Source organism: Nocardia sp. NPDC102475, from assembly GCF_055584605.1.
Window position 1 is genome coordinate 81,936 of sequence record NZ_JBVJLS010000025.1, and the last position, 15,435, is coordinate 97,370.

Annotated in this window: 17 protein-coding genes and 1 tRNA gene; 14 read left to right on the forward strand and 4 right to left on the reverse strand. The window is 66.0% G+C overall.

Going from position 1 to position 15,435, the window contains the following annotated elements; genetic code table 11:
- Window positions 1-139: 139 nt before the first annotated feature.
- The 9 genes from ACZ60G_RS34845 to ACZ60G_RS34885 all read left to right on the forward strand — a co-directional run bounded on the left by ACZ60G_RS34845 (window position 140) and on the right by ACZ60G_RS34885 (window position 8,269).
- Window positions 140-826, forward strand: coding sequence for a response regulator transcription factor (locus ACZ60G_RS34845; protein ID WP_465815583.1), 687 nt, complete (start codon window positions 140-142; stop codon window positions 824-826).
- A gap of 15 nt (window positions 827-841) precedes the next feature.
- Window positions 842-2,314: a HAMP domain-containing sensor histidine kinase gene (locus ACZ60G_RS34850; RefSeq protein ID WP_465815584.1), complete on the forward strand. Its 1,473-nt coding sequence runs from the start codon at window positions 842-844 to the stop codon at window positions 2,312-2,314.
- Window positions 2,315-2,442: 128 nt separating this feature from the next.
- Window positions 2,443-3,867 carry a S1C family serine protease gene (locus ACZ60G_RS34855; RefSeq protein WP_465815586.1) on the forward strand — a complete coding sequence of 475 codons (1,425 nt, stop codon included), beginning with the start codon at window positions 2,443-2,445 and terminating at the stop codon, window positions 3,865-3,867.
- An 80-nt stretch (window positions 3,868-3,947) separates the two neighbouring features.
- Window positions 3,948-4,442 (forward strand): MogA/MoaB family molybdenum cofactor biosynthesis protein, encoded by a 495-nt coding sequence (locus ACZ60G_RS34860; RefSeq protein WP_157123982.1) that lies wholly within the window; start codon window positions 3,948-3,950, stop codon window positions 4,440-4,442.
- Complete coding sequence (locus ACZ60G_RS34865) at window positions 4,443-4,628, forward strand: hypothetical protein (RefSeq protein ID WP_465815683.1); 186 nt, start codon at window positions 4,443-4,445, stop codon at window positions 4,626-4,628.
- A gap of 505 nt (window positions 4,629-5,133) precedes the next feature.
- A complete protein-coding gene (locus ACZ60G_RS34870; protein WP_465815588.1) occupies window positions 5,134-5,808 on the forward strand; it encodes an MspA family porin in 675 nt (224 codons plus the stop codon).
- 62 nt (window positions 5,809-5,870) lie between these two features.
- Complete coding sequence (locus tag ACZ60G_RS34875) at window positions 5,871-6,539, forward strand: MspA family porin (protein WP_465815590.1); 669 nt, start codon at window positions 5,871-5,873, stop codon at window positions 6,537-6,539.
- A gap of 308 nt (window positions 6,540-6,847) precedes the next feature.
- Window positions 6,848-7,522: an MspA family porin gene (locus ACZ60G_RS34880; protein WP_465815591.1), complete on the forward strand. Its 675-nt coding sequence runs from the start codon at window positions 6,848-6,850 to the stop codon at window positions 7,520-7,522.
- A gap of 75 nt (window positions 7,523-7,597) precedes the next feature.
- Entirely contained in the window at window positions 7,598-8,269 is a 672-nt protein-coding gene (locus ACZ60G_RS34885) for an MspA family porin (RefSeq protein WP_465815593.1), read from the forward strand.
- Between the two features lie 134 nt (window positions 8,270-8,403).
- Here the strand turns inward: ACZ60G_RS34885 and mscL are convergent, their stop codons facing one another.
- The 4 genes from mscL to ACZ60G_RS34905 all read right to left on the reverse strand — a co-directional run bounded on the left by mscL (window position 8,404) and on the right by ACZ60G_RS34905 (window position 10,697).
- Window positions 8,404-8,811 carry a large conductance mechanosensitive channel protein MscL gene (gene mscL / locus ACZ60G_RS34890; RefSeq protein WP_465815594.1) on the reverse strand — a complete coding sequence of 136 codons (408 nt, stop codon included), beginning with the start codon at window positions 8,809-8,811 and terminating at the stop codon, window positions 8,404-8,406.
- Window positions 8,812-8,919: 108 nt separating this feature from the next.
- Window positions 8,920-9,633: an SAF domain-containing protein gene (locus tag ACZ60G_RS34895; protein ID WP_465815596.1), complete on the reverse strand. Its 714-nt coding sequence runs from the start codon at window positions 9,631-9,633 to the stop codon at window positions 8,920-8,922.
- A 110-nt stretch (window positions 9,634-9,743) separates the two neighbouring features.
- Window positions 9,744-10,040, reverse strand: coding sequence for an FmdB family zinc ribbon protein (locus ACZ60G_RS34900; RefSeq protein ID WP_465815598.1), 297 nt, complete (start codon window positions 10,038-10,040; stop codon window positions 9,744-9,746).
- A gap of 69 nt (window positions 10,041-10,109) precedes the next feature.
- Complete coding sequence (locus tag ACZ60G_RS34905) at window positions 10,110-10,697, reverse strand: 5-formyltetrahydrofolate cyclo-ligase (protein WP_465815685.1); 588 nt, start codon at window positions 10,695-10,697, stop codon at window positions 10,110-10,112.
- Between the two features lie 86 nt (window positions 10,698-10,783).
- Between ACZ60G_RS34905 and ACZ60G_RS34910 the strand changes: the two genes are divergently transcribed.
- The 5 genes from ACZ60G_RS34910 (at window position 10,784) to ACZ60G_RS34930 (ending at window position 15,422) form a co-directional block, all read left to right on the forward strand.
- Complete coding sequence (locus ACZ60G_RS34910) at window positions 10,784-11,740, forward strand: UTP--glucose-1-phosphate uridylyltransferase (protein WP_465815600.1); 957 nt, start codon at window positions 10,784-10,786, stop codon at window positions 11,738-11,740.
- A gap of 201 nt (window positions 11,741-11,941) precedes the next feature.
- Entirely contained in the window at window positions 11,942-13,201 is a 1,260-nt protein-coding gene (gene glp, locus ACZ60G_RS34915; protein ID WP_465815602.1) for a molybdotransferase-like divisome protein Glp, read from the forward strand.
- Window positions 13,202-13,213: 12 nt separating this feature from the next.
- Window positions 13,214-13,864 carry a GNAT family N-acetyltransferase gene (locus ACZ60G_RS34920; protein ID WP_465815604.1) on the forward strand — a complete coding sequence of 217 codons (651 nt, stop codon included), beginning with the start codon at window positions 13,214-13,216 and terminating at the stop codon, window positions 13,862-13,864.
- A 326-nt stretch (window positions 13,865-14,190) separates the two neighbouring features.
- Window positions 14,191-15,264: a divisome protein SepX/GlpR gene (sepX, locus tag ACZ60G_RS34925; RefSeq protein WP_465815606.1), complete on the forward strand. Its 1,074-nt coding sequence runs from the start codon at window positions 14,191-14,193 to the stop codon at window positions 15,262-15,264.
- Window positions 15,265-15,349: 85 nt separating this feature from the next.
- Window positions 15,350-15,422, forward strand: a tRNA-Ala gene (locus tag ACZ60G_RS34930).
- The last annotated feature ends 13 nt before the right edge of the window (window positions 15,423-15,435 follow it).

Sequence of the window (15,435 nt, forward strand, 5' to 3'; positions counted from 1 at the left end):
GGATTCCGTCGAGATCTGTACGTGATCACAAACCTGCTGGTCGCTCGTCCAGCCCCTAGTGGGCGGCATCGATGCTGGCGCGGCGTGTCGGGCGGCGCCCTCTCAGTCGACTCTCAGTCGATGCGGTCAAACTGGGGGCATGCGCATTCTGGTAGTCGACGACGATCGTGCCGTCCGGGAATCGCTGCGCCGGTCACTGACCTTCAACGGCTACTCCGTCGATCTCGCGGTCGACGGAGTGGACGCACTGGAGAAAGCAACTGTGCAGCGACCAGACGCACTCGTGCTCGATGTGATGATGCCCCGGATGGATGGGCTCGAAGTTTGCCGACGCTTGCGCAGCACCGGAGACGATCTGCCGATTCTGGTTTTGACGGCGCGGGATTCGGTTTCCGAACGGGTAGCCGGACTCGATGCCGGTGCCGATGACTATTTGCCGAAACCTTTCGCACTAGAGGAATTGCTGGCCCGATTGCGCGCGTTGTTGCGTCGCCGTGCCACCGATCCCGGCGAGGTTTCCGAGACCATGACGTTTGCCGATCTGTCGCTGGATCCGGTCACCCGCGAGGTGACGCGACGCGACCGCTCGATCAGCCTGACCCGCACCGAGTTCTCGCTGCTGGAAATGCTGATGGCCAATCCGCGCCGGGTGCTGACCCGCAGCCGCATTCTCGAGGAGGTCTGGGGCTACGACTTCCCGACCTCCGGTAATGCGCTCGAGGTCTATATCGGCTACCTGCGCCGCAAGACCGAGGCGGAGGGCGAGACCCGGCTCATCCACACCGTGCGCGGTGTCGGCTACGTGCTGCGCGAAACTCCTCCGTAGGCGAGTCGACACCCCATGGCCAGAACCAATCCCAAGCGACAAGTGGTCGCGGCGCTCGGCGCATATCCCTCGGAACCGCCGGATATGCGCCCGCCCATGCCCCTGACCAGGTCGGTCTCCCTGCGCTGGCGGGTCACCCTGCTCGCCGCCTCGGTGGTCGCCATCGCCGTGGCCGTCACTTCCATCGCCGCCTATGCCATGGTGGCCCGCGCACTGAACGCCGATGTGGACGCACAGCTCCGGGCGCGCGCGAACACCATGATCAACAATAATTTCGACAGTTTGGGTTTCCAGTCGATCGTGCTGGCCGGCCTGTACTCCAATGATGTCGGAGTGGCGTTGATATACGCGAAAGACAAGGCGTATATGCCGCCGCAGCAAACGATTCCGCCGGTCGGCACCCAGGAACTCGCGGTCGCGAACGGTGAGCTGCCCTCGTCACTGCGCACCGTGAGTAATCAGCGGGTACTCGCCATGCCGACACATTCCGGCGCGACGCTGGTCATCTCGCAGCGGCTGCAACCGACCCGCGAGGTATTGGATCGGCTCGCTTGGTTGCTGTTCGTGGTGGGCGGTTGTGGAGTTGTGCTGGCAGCGGCAGCGGGTACCGCGGTCGGTCGCACCGGGCTGCGCCCGATCGGACGGCTCACCGCGGCGACCGAACGGGTCGCGCGCACCGATGATCTGACACCGATTCCGGTAACGGGTGACGATGAACTCGCAAGGCTCACAGAGAGCTTCAACACAATGTTGCGCGCACTCGCCGAATCGCGCGATAGGCAACGCCGATTGGTCGCCGACGCCGGACATGAATTGCGCACCCCGCTGACTTCGCTGCGCACCAATATGGAATTGCTGATCGCCTCCAGTCGCCCTGGCGCACCGCAGATTCCGGAACAGGACATGGCCGAGCTGCGCGCGGATGTGATGGCTCAGATCGAGGAATTGTCGACCCTGGTCGGCGATCTCGTCGATCTCGCCCGCGAGGACGCGCCCGAAACCGTTTACGAGCGAGTGGATCTCGGCGAGGTGGCCGAGCGCGCACTCGAGCGGGCCCGGCGCCGTCGCGGTTCCATCGAGTTCGCCGCACAACTGCAGCCTTGGTTCGTATACGGCCATGAGGCGGGCCTGGAGCGGGCGATTCTGAATGTCCTCGACAATGCCGCGAAGTGGAGTCCGGCGGGCGTGCAGGTGAAGGTCACCATGCGGGAAACCGGTCGCGGCTTGCTCGAGCTCGATGTCGACGACGCCGGACCGGGCATTCCGGCCGCCGAGCGCGAGCTGGTGTTCGACCGTTTCTATCGGACCACGGCATCGCGTTCCATGCCGGGCTCGGGGCTCGGCCTGGCGATCGTCAAACAGGTGGTGACCAAGCACGGCGGCACGATCACCATCGAGACCTCCGAGCGCGGCGGCGCCCTGATTCGGATCGTGTTGCCGGGTGCGGCCAGCATGCTCGACGGTGTGGTCGACTCCGTAACCGATTGACGCCGTTGGAGACTAAGGTGATGGCCGGGCCTTACCCGGTCCGTCCGCAATACTCGGAAAACTGAAAGCAGCGTCTCAGTCCGCTCTCAGTCGTCGTCGCCAAGCTGGTCGAAGACGTAAGGAGAAAAATGACCGAGGATTCCAAGGAAGGCTTGACGCCGCAGCCGGATAACGCCGACGCCGTGTCCGGTCCGCATCCGACCCAGGAGATCCCGGTCGCACCACCGGGCCAGACCTACGCGCAATCCGGATACGGGCCTCAGGCGCCGACACCGCGTCCGACGATCTGGCAGCAACGCATGCCGCCCAACTCGACTCAGCAATTCCCCGGTCCCGAAGCGGGTCCGGAATACGCCCAGCCGTCCTACGCCCCGCCCGTCCCACCCGGCGGGCCGTATCCCGGCGCCGCGTTCGCCGCCGAGCCGCAGCCCGAACCCGCACGCCGCCCGGTCCGCACCGGTCTCGTCGTCGGCGCGGTCGCGCTCGCACTCGTCAGCGGTGGTGTCGGTGGCGCGGTCGGCTCGCTGGTCACCCGTTCCGACAACGGCCACAGCACGGTGACCAATGCCCTGGACGTGCCCAAACCCAACGTCAGCAATGTCACCAACGCGCCGGCCGGCTCCACCCAGGCGGTGGCGCAGAAGGTGCTGCCGAGCGTGGTGATGATCAAGGTCGCCAGCAATCGCGCACAGGGCGAGGGCTCCGGTGTGGTGCTGTCCTCCGACGGTCTGATCCTCACCAACAACCATGTCGCCTCCGGCGGTGGCACCAACGCCAAGATGGAGGTCGCCTTCGCCGACGGCACCACCGCACCGGCCACGCTGGTCGGCGCCGATCCGGTCTCGGATCTGGCCGTGATCAAGGTGCAGGGCAAGAACGGACTGACCCCGATCGATCTGGGCAGCTCGTCGGATCTCGCGGTCGGCCAGCCGGTCATCGCCATCGGCTCGCCGCTCGGGCTGGCGGGCACGGTGACCACGGGCATCGTCTCGGCACTCAACCGCCCGGTCTCCACCAACGGTGAGGGCACCCCGAGCCAGGTGCAGCCGGTCATCGATGCGATCCAGACCGATGCCGCGATCAACCCGGGCAACTCCGGTGGCGCGCTGGTCGACGCCAACGGCAAGCTCATCGGCATCAATACCGCCATCGCCAGCCTCGGCGGCAGCGAGGCGACCGGTCAGCAGAGCGGTTCCATCGGCCTCGGCTTCGCCATCCCGGTCGATCAGGCCCGCCGGGTCGCCGACGAACTCATCAAGACCGGTCACGCCACCTACGCCCAGATCGGCATCAAACTGCGCCCGCAGGACACCGCCGCACGGGTGCTCGAGGCGACCCCGGACGGTCCGGCCGCCAAGGCGGGTATTCCGGCCGGGGCCATCATCACCAAGGTGGACAGCCGGACCATCGACTCGGGCGACGCACTCATCGCCGCCGTCCGTTCCCATCAGCCAGGAGACAAGGTGAAGGTCACCTACACCGATGAACAAGGCAACAACCCCAAGACAGTCGACGTGACGCTCTCCGGTGCGGCCGCGGACGGTGGCCGATGATGCGGGTTCTGCCCGGCGGATTGTCGGCAGGACCGGGAGCCGACGCCCACCTCGTCGATCTGGACGCTACGGTTACCAACATGGAAATCGATGCTCCTGTCGCGGGGCGTGCTCTGGTGGTGGTCGTCGACGATCGAACGGCGCATGGAGGTGTGGATTCGCTCGGGCCGCTGGTCACCGAGCTGCTCACCGAGGCGGGTTTCCTGGTGGACGCTTCGGTATCGGTGCAGGCTGATGAGGTCGAGATCCGCAATGCGCTCAACACCGCGGTGATCGGCGGTGTCGACCTGGTCATCTCCGTCGGCGGCACCGGCATGTCCCCGCGCGATGTCACGCCCGAGGCCACCTCGCAGGTGCTCGACCGGGAACTGACGGGGATCAGCGAGGCGCTGCGTTCCTCCGGTCGCGTAGCCGGTTCGCTCGACGCCGGCCTCTCGCGCGGTCTGGCCGGAATCTCCGGCAGCACTTTGGTGGTAAACCTGCCGGGCAGCCGGTCCGCGGTCCGCGACGGCATGGCAACCCTCGGTCCGCTCGCCAGCCGAGTGATCGGCGAGTTGTCCGGATTGGCGGAATAAATTACCGCCGCGAACTCCTCCGACGACCCTCGTCCGGCGACACGCCGGGCGAGGGACGCGGCGCGTCTGGCAAAAATTTTCGGTGAGGTCCTCCCGGAGACGACCGGTGACGAGCGCGGCGACGAGACCGAATCGTTATCCGACGACTGGCTCCGGTCGCAGGTGCCACCCCATCACGGCTCGTGACTCATCTACGGTCCAGCCACGTACCATCGTTCGCGATCGCGCCTCCATCCATTGCGAATTCCTCACGCTGAAGTTTGCTTGACCTTCAAGTACGATGCTGTCCCGTAGTTACCATCGGCATCGTTGCGACTGCGGCCGCCCTTTGCGGTCGTTCGGGTGGCGCTTATTTCCTGTTTATGCACGTCAAGCAATATGAGCATTTGAGATGGTGTGATCTAGATCACATTGATCTTAACGGAAACTTACGTTGCCAGACCGTTACTGGTCGGTTTAATCTCGCCACGAGCCACCCACGCTGCTGGACCTCGCGGGCCCGGGTGCGGCACGTACGTTTGTCGACTCGGCGGAACCCGGCTCGGTTCCGATGCCAGCACTGACCGTTGCGCCGAAATAACAGCCGGTTACGTATCGGCAACAATCGGGGCACAAACTGAGCTGGGCCTGAGAGGACCAACGTCCAGCCTCGATGGTCGAGGTTGACTGTTAGAACCTGATGAGGGGAAGTATGAGCGAGAACCGCACCAACGGTCTGCGCCGCAGTGCCCGGATCGCGGGCGTCGGCGCTGCCGCGGCCGTGGCCATGGGCCTGCTTTCGACCGGTGCTGCCAATGCCGATACCTTTGTGCCGTTGCCGGACGGCCAGAAGGGCGGCCCCGATGTGACGCTCACCCGTACTGGTGAGCACGCCCTGATTTCGCCTTCGTTGGCGGCCAACGGTGCCGGCCGTGTGGTCTGGGTTTCGGGCAATGCTGTCGCCGATGTGAACGTGACGCCGGAAGGCACGGTCGGGCCGAACAACGGCGCCTCCGGGGCACCGGGTACCAACAACTCCTCGACGCACGGCGCATCGCAGCTGAGCACCGGCTACATCGTCGGCTGCCAGGTCAGCATCGCCAGCGACGCCATTTCGGCCGGTGTCTCCGGCAGTATCAACCTCTCGGGCGGTACGCTCGGCGGTTCGATCGGCCTCAATCTCGGCCCGGGCGAGGTCAAGTTCGTTCAGATCGATTACAAGGACATTCTGAAGCCGGGCCGTTACTCGGTCGAGTACCAGGATGCCGAGATCGAGATCCAGGGCTGCGCGGGCTACGCCCAGGCGCGTGCCTACACCGTCGTCGAGATCATCGGTGACCACTACTCGAAGACCACCCTCTACGGGCAGCCGTTCAGCATCGGCTGATATCGGTCAATCCACGAATATTCTTCTCGCTCAAGCGAATCAACCCTCGAGGGATTACTAGCATGATCAACCGTAAGAACGTGGCACGGGTGGCCGGTGTAGGCGCCGCTGCCACTGTCGCTCTTGGCCTGTTCTCCACCGGCGCCGCGAACGCCGATACCTTTGTTCCGCTGCCGGGTGGCTCGATCACCAAGACGCTGTCCGACGGCACCGTGGTCACCATCAGCCTGACCGGCGAATCCGCCAACATCAACCCGTCCATGGGCTCGACTCCGCTGCACCGCAACGCGTGGGTTTCGGGTAGCGCTCAGGTCTCGGTATCCGGTGATGGCGGCGGCTCGATCTTCCCGGGCTACACCGTCGGCTGCCAGGTGAACATCGCCGGTGGCGGCGCCACCGGTGGTGTCGATGGCAACGCGGACTGGAGTGGTGACACCGTTACCGGTGGTGTCGGCGCGAGCAGCGGCGGCAACCTGACTCTCGGCCCCGGCCAGTCGCAGTCGTTCTATGTGCTCGATCTCGAGCAGGCCGACGACTTCGGCAATGAGGCGCACAAGAAGCGCAACAAGTTCAAGAACGGCAGCGGCTCGGTCACCTGGGCAGACGAGACGATCGGTCTGACCGGCTGCGCCGGTTACGCCCAGGCTCGTGCCTTCGTCAGCGTCGAGGTGGAGACCGACAACGTCATCACCTGGACCACGCTGTGGGGCCAGCCGTTCAGCCTCGGCTGATCGACAGGGGCAGCGTACCCTGAAAACACAAGCGGGCTCGTCGCATTCGCGGCGGGCCCGTTTTCGTTGTGAAACCCCCTGGCACCCAGCCGAATTCGCAGATCGTAGCGGATCGAGCGGTAACATGTGCGAAATCTCACAGGAATTCGGCGCAAACCACTAATATTGGGCGCACCCAAGATCGTCCACCGACGAGATTGTCGGCAAACCGCTTGATGGCCAATGTCTTTCCAGCGAGCGGTGTCCGCATGAAAGGGTTTCGTCCTCGGTACCCCGAGGCCGACCGCTAGAATCCGATGAGGGGAAGTATGAGCAAGAACCGCACCAGCGGTCTGCGTCGAGGTGTCCGCGTCGCGGGTGCCGTTGTCGCCGCCGCTGCTGGGATGGGCCTGCTTTCGACCGGCGCTGCCAACGCCGACGTTTTTGTGCCGTTGCCGGACGGCCAGAAACTGGGCCCGGGTGTGACCGTCAGCCGGACGGGTGAACACGCCTTGATTTCACCATCTTTGGCCGCGAATGGCGCGGGCCGAGTCGTCTGGGTCTCGGGCAACGCCAATGCCGATGTGTCCGTCACTCCCGAGGGCACCATCGGCCCGAACAACGGCGCCTCCGGGGCGCCGGGTACCAATAACTCCTCGACGCACGGCGCTTCGCAGCTGAGCACCGGCTATATCGTCGGCTGCCAGGTGAGCATCGCCGATAACGCGATCTCGGCCGGGGTTTCCGGCAGTATCAACCTCTCGGGCGGTTCGCTCGGTGGGTCGATCGGCCTCAATCTCGGCCCGGGCGATGTCAAGTTCGTTCAGATCGATTACAAGGACATTCTGAAGCCGGGTCGCTACTCGGTCGAGTATCAGGATGCGGAGATCGAGATCCAGGGCTGCGCGGGCTATGCCCAGGCGCGTGCCTACACCGTCGTCGAGATCATCGGCGACAACTACTCCAAGGTCACCCTGTACGGAGCGCCGTTCAGTATCGGCTGACCGCGGTGGGATCTGTCGAATCTCTACTCGCCGAATCGAATTCATCGAACTCAATCGCTAGGGGTAGTACCAATCATGATCGATCGTAAGTTTGTGGCGCGCGTGGCCGGGCTCGGCGGCGCCGCCGCGCTGGCACTCGGCCTGTTGTCCACCGGTGCGGCGAATGCCGACACCTTCATTCCGCTGCCGGGCGGTCAAATCGTCAAAACGCTTTCCGACGGAACGGTTCTCACCATTCGGCTGGTCGGCGAATCGGCCAATATCAATCCGTCCATGGGCGCGACACCCGTGCACCGCAATGCGTGGGTGTCCGGTAGCGCGCAGGTCGATGTGACCGACGGCTGGAACGGCGCGATCTTCCCGGGTTATGTCGTTGCCTGCCAAGTGAATATCGACGGCGGCGGCGTCGACGGCGGCGTCACCGGTGGTCTGGACTGGAGCGACAGCCAGAACGTCAAGCCGAAGGTGAGCGCCGATAGCGGTGCCAACCTGAGTCTCGGTCCCGGCCAAGCGCAGTCGTTCTACGTGCTCGATCTCGAGCAGGCCGACGACTTCGGCAATGAGGCGCACAAGAAGCGCAACAAGTTCAAGGGCGGCAGCGGCTCGGTCACCTGGGCCGACGAGACCATCGGCCTGTCCGGCTGTGGTGGCTACGCGCAGGCTCGTGCCTTCGTCAGCGTCGAGGTGGAGACCGACAATGTCATCACCTGGACGACGTTGTGGGGTCAGCCGTTCAGTCTCGGCTGAGTCCTCCGCTCGAATATGTGAACGGGCCCGTCGCACGTGCGACGGGCCCGTTTGCCTTGTGGCGCAGGGAATTACCGTATGTGATTGTGGTGCAGTCGAATTCCTGCTCATGTTGTCGGGCAGGGGAATTCGATTCAGAATTCGTGACGTCCACCCGCGCTGCGCTGGCTGTCGGAGAGCAGGTCGCGGATCTCGATCAGCACCTCGGAATCGCTGAGTTCGGTGTCCGGGGTGGTGCCGAACCGCTTCTTCGCGTGCAGTGCGGGCAGCACCAGCACGAAGTACAGCACCGCTGCGATGACCACGAAGTTGATGGCCGCGGTGATGAGCGGACCCACCTGCACGAAGGTTGCCGGTTTATCGGCAATCAACTGGAAACCGAGGCCGAGGTCGTCCCGTTCGCCGAAGATGGCGAGAATCGGGTTGATGATGCCATTGGTGAAGGCGGTGACGATCGCGACGAACGCGGTACCGATCACCACGGCTACTGCCAGGTCGACGACGTTTCCGCGGAGTAGGAAATCCTTGAAACCCTTGAGCATTGCCGATATCTCCTCTTCGGGTGGGAGCTGACGTTTTGCTCGGCGGTTCGGGCTGCCGTATCGACCGATGCTAGTTGACCTTGATGGCAAATTCTCGGCGAACTGCGGTCAATGAAAAACCACGGTCAGCGCGGTGCGCAGCGAGGCGGCGGCAACCGCGGTGGCGTGTTCGGCGTCCATCGCGACCAGCACCACGCGCTCGGGCGCGCCGCGCCGGTCACCGGGACCGGATACCAGGACGACCGCGGCGTCGATCGCAAGCAGCCGGGCGGGCCGGGTGCCGGGACCGCTCTGCTCCTCGGCTCCGATGACGTCCACCCGGTCACCCGCCCGCAGGATCTCCGCGACCGCGGAATCGGCCAGCCGGATGGGCACGATGCGGGCATCGCCCGCCCCGGTGGCGACCGCCGCCAGTCGCGGTCCGACGATGCGCAGATCGGTGAATACCTCGCCGGTGCGCATCCCACCGGTCAGCGTCGCGCCGACCAAAACGGCGATATCGGCGACCGCGCCCGCGGGCAGCGTGCCGGATTCCAGAGGTGTCGAGCGTAGATCGGTCGCCTCGAGCAGATGGCCCGGCGGCAGATCGCGTCCGGCCACTACGACCTCGGTGCGTGCACTGCCAGGATCGCCGCGCAGGAACAGGACGATCGCGAGTGCGGTGAGTGCCGCCGCCAGCAGGCGTCGGGCGAGTAGCGCATCCGCCCAGGGCGGTCTATTCCAACTCGCCCTATTCCAGATCGCCGAGCGCAGCGAGTCGCCGCGACCGAGATCGGCGAAGGATCGGGTCTTGTCCGACGAAATGATGCCCAGGGGAGCCATGCCCGGAGCCTATGGCCACCGGCACTGCGACTCGCCCGGGAAAGGCGTGCCCTGTGGATGACGACAGCCCTGGGGATAACTCCCACAGGGCTGCTTCTACCAGGGAAAACTCAGCTGGCGACGGCCGTGCTGGTAGTGCTGGAGCTGCTGGACGAACCGGAATCCGAACTCGACGTGGAGCTGCCTGCACCGCTGTCCGACTTCGCGGGCTCGCTCGCGGTCGAGGAGCCGCCGCGGCTGTCGGTGCGGTAGAAACCGCTGCCCTTGAACACGATGCCGACCGAGTTGAAGAGCTTGCGCAGCTTGCCCGAGCACTCCGAGCAGACGCTCAGCGCCTCATCAGTGAAGGACTGAACGATGTCGAAGCGGTTGTCACACTGGGTGCACGCATATGAATAAGTTGGCACAGCATCCTCCGCAGGGTTCGTCAATCTGGCACTCTACAGCCGACAGTGCCAACACCGCTAATCGGTATTTCATTCCGCATCCTCATCGCCACCCAATCGATGCAGTCCGCCATGCGGTGTGAGGGCCCAGCCCATGCGCAGATCGTGCGGTTCCTCGGGGAGCCGGTCGAGCAGTTCGTCATCGCGGACCACCGCGATCAGCCGCGCCGTCGGCCGGGCCGCGGACAACGTCCGGTCGTAGTACCCGGCGCCGCGGCCGAGCCGAACACCGCGGCGATCCACCGCAAGCGCGGGGACCAGGATCAGCTCCGCCAGCGCGATCGCATCGGCGAGCACCTCGCCGACGGGTTCCAGCAGCCCGAATCTGGCGCGCCGCAGGTCATCGATGCCGGTGAACTCGGCCCATTGCAGCGGTCCCGGCGGTCCGGTGACCGGCAGCAGCACCCGGGCGCCTGCCGCACGCAGAGCCGTCAGCATCGCCGTCGATCCGGGTTCACCGCGCACCGGCACATACGCGCACACCCATGCGGGGACGTCCAGCTCGGCGACACTGTGGGCCAGCTCACGCGCCTCATTTTCCTGTTCGGCGCTGGTCATCGCGGCCCGTCGAGCACCAATTTCCGCCCGCCAGGCATGTTTGTCGCGCTCGCCGGGCATCTCCACGGTGATCACCTTAAGCTCACCGGGACCCGAGTCGGCGTGATGGCTGCTTCGGGCCGGTGACGGATGGATAGGGTAGGCGTATGACAGCAAAGGCCGGACAACCCGCGAATGGCGCGGTCGTGTCGTGTTTCCGCACGGCCGTCGTGCCCGCGGCCGGACTCGGGACGCGGTTCCTGCCCGCGACCAAGACCGTGCCCAAGGAGTTGCTGCCGGTGGTGGACACTCCTGGCATCGAACTGGTCGCCTCGGAAGCCGCCGATTCCGGTGCGGAGCGGCTGGTCATCGTGACCTCGCCGGGTAAAGACGGGGTGGTCGCACACTTCGTCGAGGACTTGGTGCTGGAGGGCACGCTCGCCGAGCGCGGCAAGTTCCAGCTGTTGGAGAAGGTGCGCAAGGCGCCCGCGCTGCTCGATGTCACCTCAGTGGTCCAGGACGAGCCGCTCGGTCTCGGCCACGCCGTCGCCCAGGCCGAGGGCGCCCTCGATGACGACGAGGATGCCATCGCCGTACTCCTGCCCGACGACCTGGTGCTGCCGTGTGGCGTGCTCGATGTGATGAGCCGGGTCCGGCGCAAGCGCGGCGGAACTGTGTTGTGCGCCATCGACGTTCCCAAGGATCAGGTCAGCGCCTACGGTGTCTTCGACGTCGCGCCGGTACCCGATGCGGTGAACCCGAATGTGCTGCGGGTCAACGGAATGGTGGAGAAGCCCGCGCTCGCGGACGCACCGTCGACCTACGCGGCCGCGGGCCGATACCTGTTGGACCGCGCCATCTTCGACGCGCTGCGCCGGATCGAACCGGGTGCCGGCGGCGAGCTACAACTCACCGACGCGATCGCACTGCTCATCGAGGAGGGCCATCCGGTCCATGTGGTGGTCCACCGTGGGTCGCGCCACGATTTGGGCAACCCGGGCGGTTATCTTCGTGCTGCGGTCGATTTCGCTTTGGAACGAGAGGAATACGGCCCCGCCCTGCGGGAGTGGCTGCAGCATCGGCTCAGTGCGGACTGGGACCCACAGCTGACGACCTACGACTGATAGGCGCGGGCGTCGGGTTTCGCCGATAGTGGACCGTCGGGTACGAATGATGGTTCATCTGCGGTGTGAGCGACGGGCTCGGAGGCGGCAGCTTGCGTAACCACGTAGAGCCCCGGGAGCACCGCGGATCGGGCAGAGCCGCGCGGGTTCGGTTGCGCGGTCGCGGAATCGGGTCGGTGCGGAGAGATCAGGAAGGGCTGGATGCGCTCGGTTGAGGATCAGCAGATCAAGGTGACGGCTGCGGCGGTCGCGCCCCGGCCGGTCCGGGTCGCGATCTCCGAGGCGCAAGGCCTGCTGTGTGCCGAGGATGTGGTCACCGAGCGGCCGCTGCCCGGCTTCGATCAGGCCGCGATCGATGGTTACGCGGTGCGCAGCGTCGATGTATCCGCCGCGGGCACCGATATCCGCGACGAGGACGGCGAACTCGTCGATCTGACGCTGCCGGTGGTCGGCGAGGTGGTCGCCGGTTCCAAGCAGCCGATCCGATTGCAGCCGCGCCAGACCGTGCGGGTCGATACCGGTGCGCCGCTGCCGACGCTGGCCGATGCCGTGCTGCCCTTGGATTTCACCGATGGCGGGCGGGCCAGGATCAAGGTGTACGAGCCGGTGCGATCCGGTGACTATGTCCGGCGCATCGGTGACGATGTGCAGCCCGGCGACGTCGCGGTGCGTGCGGGCACCATCATCGGTGCGCCGCAGGTCGGTCTGCTTGCCGCGGTCGGTCAGGACAAGGTGCTGGTGCATCCGCGCCCGCGGCTGTCGGTGATCTCGGTGGGCGGCGAGTTGATCGACATCGATCGGACGCCGGGGCCGGGGCAGGTCTACGACGTGAATTCCTATGCACTGGCCGCCGCGGCGCGCGACGCGGGCGCGGATGTGAACCGGGTCGGCATCGTGAGTTCGGATCCGCGGCGGCTGCGCGATGTGGTGGAGGGTCAGCTGGTTCGCTCCGAGGTCGTGGTGATCGCGGGCGCCATCGGCGGCTGGGCCTCGGAGCAGGTCCGTGAGGCGCTCGAGGGGCTCGGTGAACTCGAAATCGCAAGGGTCGCCATGCATCCCGGCTCCGTGCAGGGTTTCGGGCGGCTCGGGCGCGATGAGGTGCCGACTTTCTTACTACCGTCGAATCCCGTTGGCGCACTGGTGGTTTTCGAGGTCATGGTGCGACCGTTGATCCGAATCGCGTTGGGGCGCAGACATCCCATGCGCCGGATCATCCGTGCCAGAACGATCACCCCGATCTCCTCGATGGCCGGACGCAAGGGTTACCTGCGCGCGCAACTCATGCGCGATGAGGCCACCGGCGACTACCTGGTGCAGCCGCTCGGCGGCGGCGCGGGCGGTTCGTCGCATCTGCTCGCCACGCTGGCCGAGGCGAACAGTCTGATCGTGATCGACCCGGACGACACCGAGATCAGGACCGGTGACGAGGTCCGGGTCGCATTTCTCGCACAGCGTGGCTGAGGCGTGGAGACGATGAATGTGTTCCGGGTCACGCAGCATCCCGGTTGGCCCGCGCATCTGGGACCGGTGCAGGTCGCGGCGGGGGAGGTGACATTGCGTCCGGTGCGGTTGCGCGATGCGGCGGCATGGAGCCGGATCCGGTTGCGCGACAGGGCGCATCTGGAGCCGTGGGAGCCGACCGGGCGCGGTGCCTGGGAGGCACGCAACCACGTGTCGAACTGGCCGTCGCTGTGGTCGAGTCTGAAGGCCGAGGCCAGGCGCGGTGCGATGATTCCGCTCGTGATCGAGGTCGACGGCGCGTTCAGCGGGCAGCTGACCGTCGGCAATATCGTGCGCGGTGCACTGCGTTCGGCATGGATCGGCTATTGGGTGGCCAAGGATTTGGGCGGGCAGGGCGTGGCGACGGCCGCGTTGGCGCTCGGGCTGGACCACTGCTTCGGGCCGGTCGGATTGCATCGGGTCGAGGCGACCGTGCGGCCGGAAAACCTCGCCAGTCAAGCGGTTCTGCGCAATGTGGGGTTTCGCGAGGAGGGTCTGCTGAAGCGGTACCTCGATGTGGACGGGGCCTGGCGCGATCACCTGCTGGTCGGCATCACCGTCGAGGAGGTGGCGGGGACCGTCGTCGATCGACTGGTGCGCGATGGCCGGGCCACGCTGCCCTGAAATATCTGTACGTCCGTGCTGTTTTCGACGCGCCCGGCTGACTTCGGCGCGCGGCGAAAATGGTGGAACTGTGACAGGTGTGGCGTATGTGCACGGCGCGCCTGACCGAACTTGGTGCGCCACGGAATTAACCTACGGACGTCGGAGGTGCGCCCCGCGCCACCGGCAATCAGCCTGTGAGGCAGTGCCGAATACGCCTCACGGCGGCCGGACGTTCCGTCCGTCCGAGGCGTTTTGCGGCGAGCGAACGCACCGCGACGGGGCGCGGTGCGACCGGTCGAAAGGCCGAGCGGACGATGCGGCGGGGACGGAGGTGCAGAGGCGAGATGCCGAATTCGATCCTATGGATCGGCCTGGTCGTGCTCTGGGTCTTTGTGCTGTTCCCGATCCTCGCCGACCGGCACCCCAGGATCAGGCAGACGACCGACGCGGCGTTGGCGACGCGCGTATTGCACCGCGGAGGTTCCAAGCGGCGCACGAAGAGTGGTCCGGCCGCGGGACACGACAGTGATCCGGATTACCGGCCGACCCGAGTGCAGAGAAAGCTTTCCCACAGCGATGATGCGGAGGACCGGATGACCCCACCGGCCGACGAGCAGGTCACCGAGGACGACAATCCCGCGGACAGCCCGCCCGAAGCCGAGTCGGCGGTATCCGATGCCGAAATCGACGACCCGGACGACGAATTCGACGGTGCGGATAGTGAATTCGACGACGAAGCCGAAGAAATCGACGCCGCCGATTCCGATGATGCCGAAATCGCAACGGCCCGAACGGCTGCGAAGCAACCGGCGACCGCCGATGATGACCGGGTGGCTTTAGAGCACACCGAATCGACCGGTGCCCGAATCCCCCCGGCCCGGATGGCGGCGCCCGCCCGATTCGACGAATCCGACTCCGACGATTCGGATTTCGTGCCGACCCGGCGCGGCCGCGGCGGGTTCGACCCGGAGGCCGACGCCATCGCGCGCGCGGCCCGCTACACCTTCCGTCAGCGCGCGGTGCTCGGCCTCGTCCTGGCCGCCCTCGCCTTCGGCGGACTCTCGGTGGCGCTGAGCCCCATGTTCTGGTGGGGCTGCGGCGGCTCCGCGCTCGTCCTGGTGACCTACCTGGCGTACCTGCGCAAGCAGGTCCGCATGGAGGAGGAAATCCGCCGCCGCCGCCTCGCCCGCTTGGCCCGCAGTCGCGGCGAGCACATCGAGGCCGAACGCGAAGCCGAACAGCGCGCCCAGCAGCGCGTCATGGACCGCGACACCGCCCGCGCCCTGCGCCGCCGCTCCGCCCTCATCGAAGTGGACGACGAAGACCCCACGTTCGACCACTTGGAAGCCTTCGACCCCGCCACCGCCCGCGCCCTCCGCCGCGGCACCGGCGACATGCGCCGCGCCGCAGGCGCCTGATCCATCCCCCCAGGTCACCCACACGATTCGGAGTCTGCCCACCCCGCCTGATACAGTGTCACAGCGCGGTTCCCCGGAGCCGCACGGGGCTATAGCGCAGTTGGTAGCGCGTCTCGTTCGCATCGAGAAGGTCAGGGGTTCGATTCCCCTTAGCTCCACAAATGGGAAGGC

Bases quoted from the DNA above. Each gene is read 5' to 3' on its own strand.
- ACZ60G_RS34845 (WP_465815583.1), top strand. From the start codon at position 140: ATGCGCATTCTGGTAGTCGACGACGATCGTGCCGTCCGGGAATCGCTG.
- ACZ60G_RS34850 (WP_465815584.1), top strand. From the start codon at position 842: ATGGCCAGAACCAATCCCAAGCGACAAGTGGTCGCGGCGCTCGGCGCA.
- ACZ60G_RS34855 (WP_465815586.1), top strand. From the start codon at position 2,443: ATGACCGAGGATTCCAAGGAAGGCTTGACGCCGCAGCCGGATAACGCC.
- ACZ60G_RS34860 (WP_157123982.1), top strand. From the start codon at position 3,948: ATGGAAATCGATGCTCCTGTCGCGGGGCGTGCTCTGGTGGTGGTCGTC.
- ACZ60G_RS34870 (WP_465815588.1), top strand. From the start codon at position 5,134: ATGAGCGAGAACCGCACCAACGGTCTGCGCCGCAGTGCCCGGATCGCG.
- ACZ60G_RS34875 (WP_465815590.1), top strand. From the start codon at position 5,871: ATGATCAACCGTAAGAACGTGGCACGGGTGGCCGGTGTAGGCGCCGCT.
- ACZ60G_RS34880 (WP_465815591.1), top strand. From the start codon at position 6,848: ATGAGCAAGAACCGCACCAGCGGTCTGCGTCGAGGTGTCCGCGTCGCG.
- ACZ60G_RS34885 (WP_465815593.1), top strand. From the start codon at position 7,598: ATGATCGATCGTAAGTTTGTGGCGCGCGTGGCCGGGCTCGGCGGCGCC.
- mscL (WP_465815594.1), bottom strand. From the start codon at position 8,811: ATGCTCAAGGGTTTCAAGGATTTCCTACTCCGCGGAAACGTCGTCGAC.
- ACZ60G_RS34895 (WP_465815596.1), bottom strand. From the start codon at position 9,633: ATGGCTCCCCTGGGCATCATTTCGTCGGACAAGACCCGATCCTTCGCC.
- ACZ60G_RS34905 (WP_465815685.1), bottom strand. From the start codon at position 10,697: ATGCCCGGCGAGCGCGACAAACATGCCTGGCGGGCGGAAATTGGTGCT.
- ACZ60G_RS34910 (WP_465815600.1), top strand. From the start codon at position 10,784: ATGACAGCAAAGGCCGGACAACCCGCGAATGGCGCGGTCGTGTCGTGT.
- glp (WP_465815602.1), top strand. From the start codon at position 11,942: ATGCGCTCGGTTGAGGATCAGCAGATCAAGGTGACGGCTGCGGCGGTC.
- ACZ60G_RS34920 (WP_465815604.1), top strand. From the start codon at position 13,214: ATGAATGTGTTCCGGGTCACGCAGCATCCCGGTTGGCCCGCGCATCTG.
- sepX (WP_465815606.1), top strand. From the start codon at position 14,191: ATGCCGAATTCGATCCTATGGATCGGCCTGGTCGTGCTCTGGGTCTTT.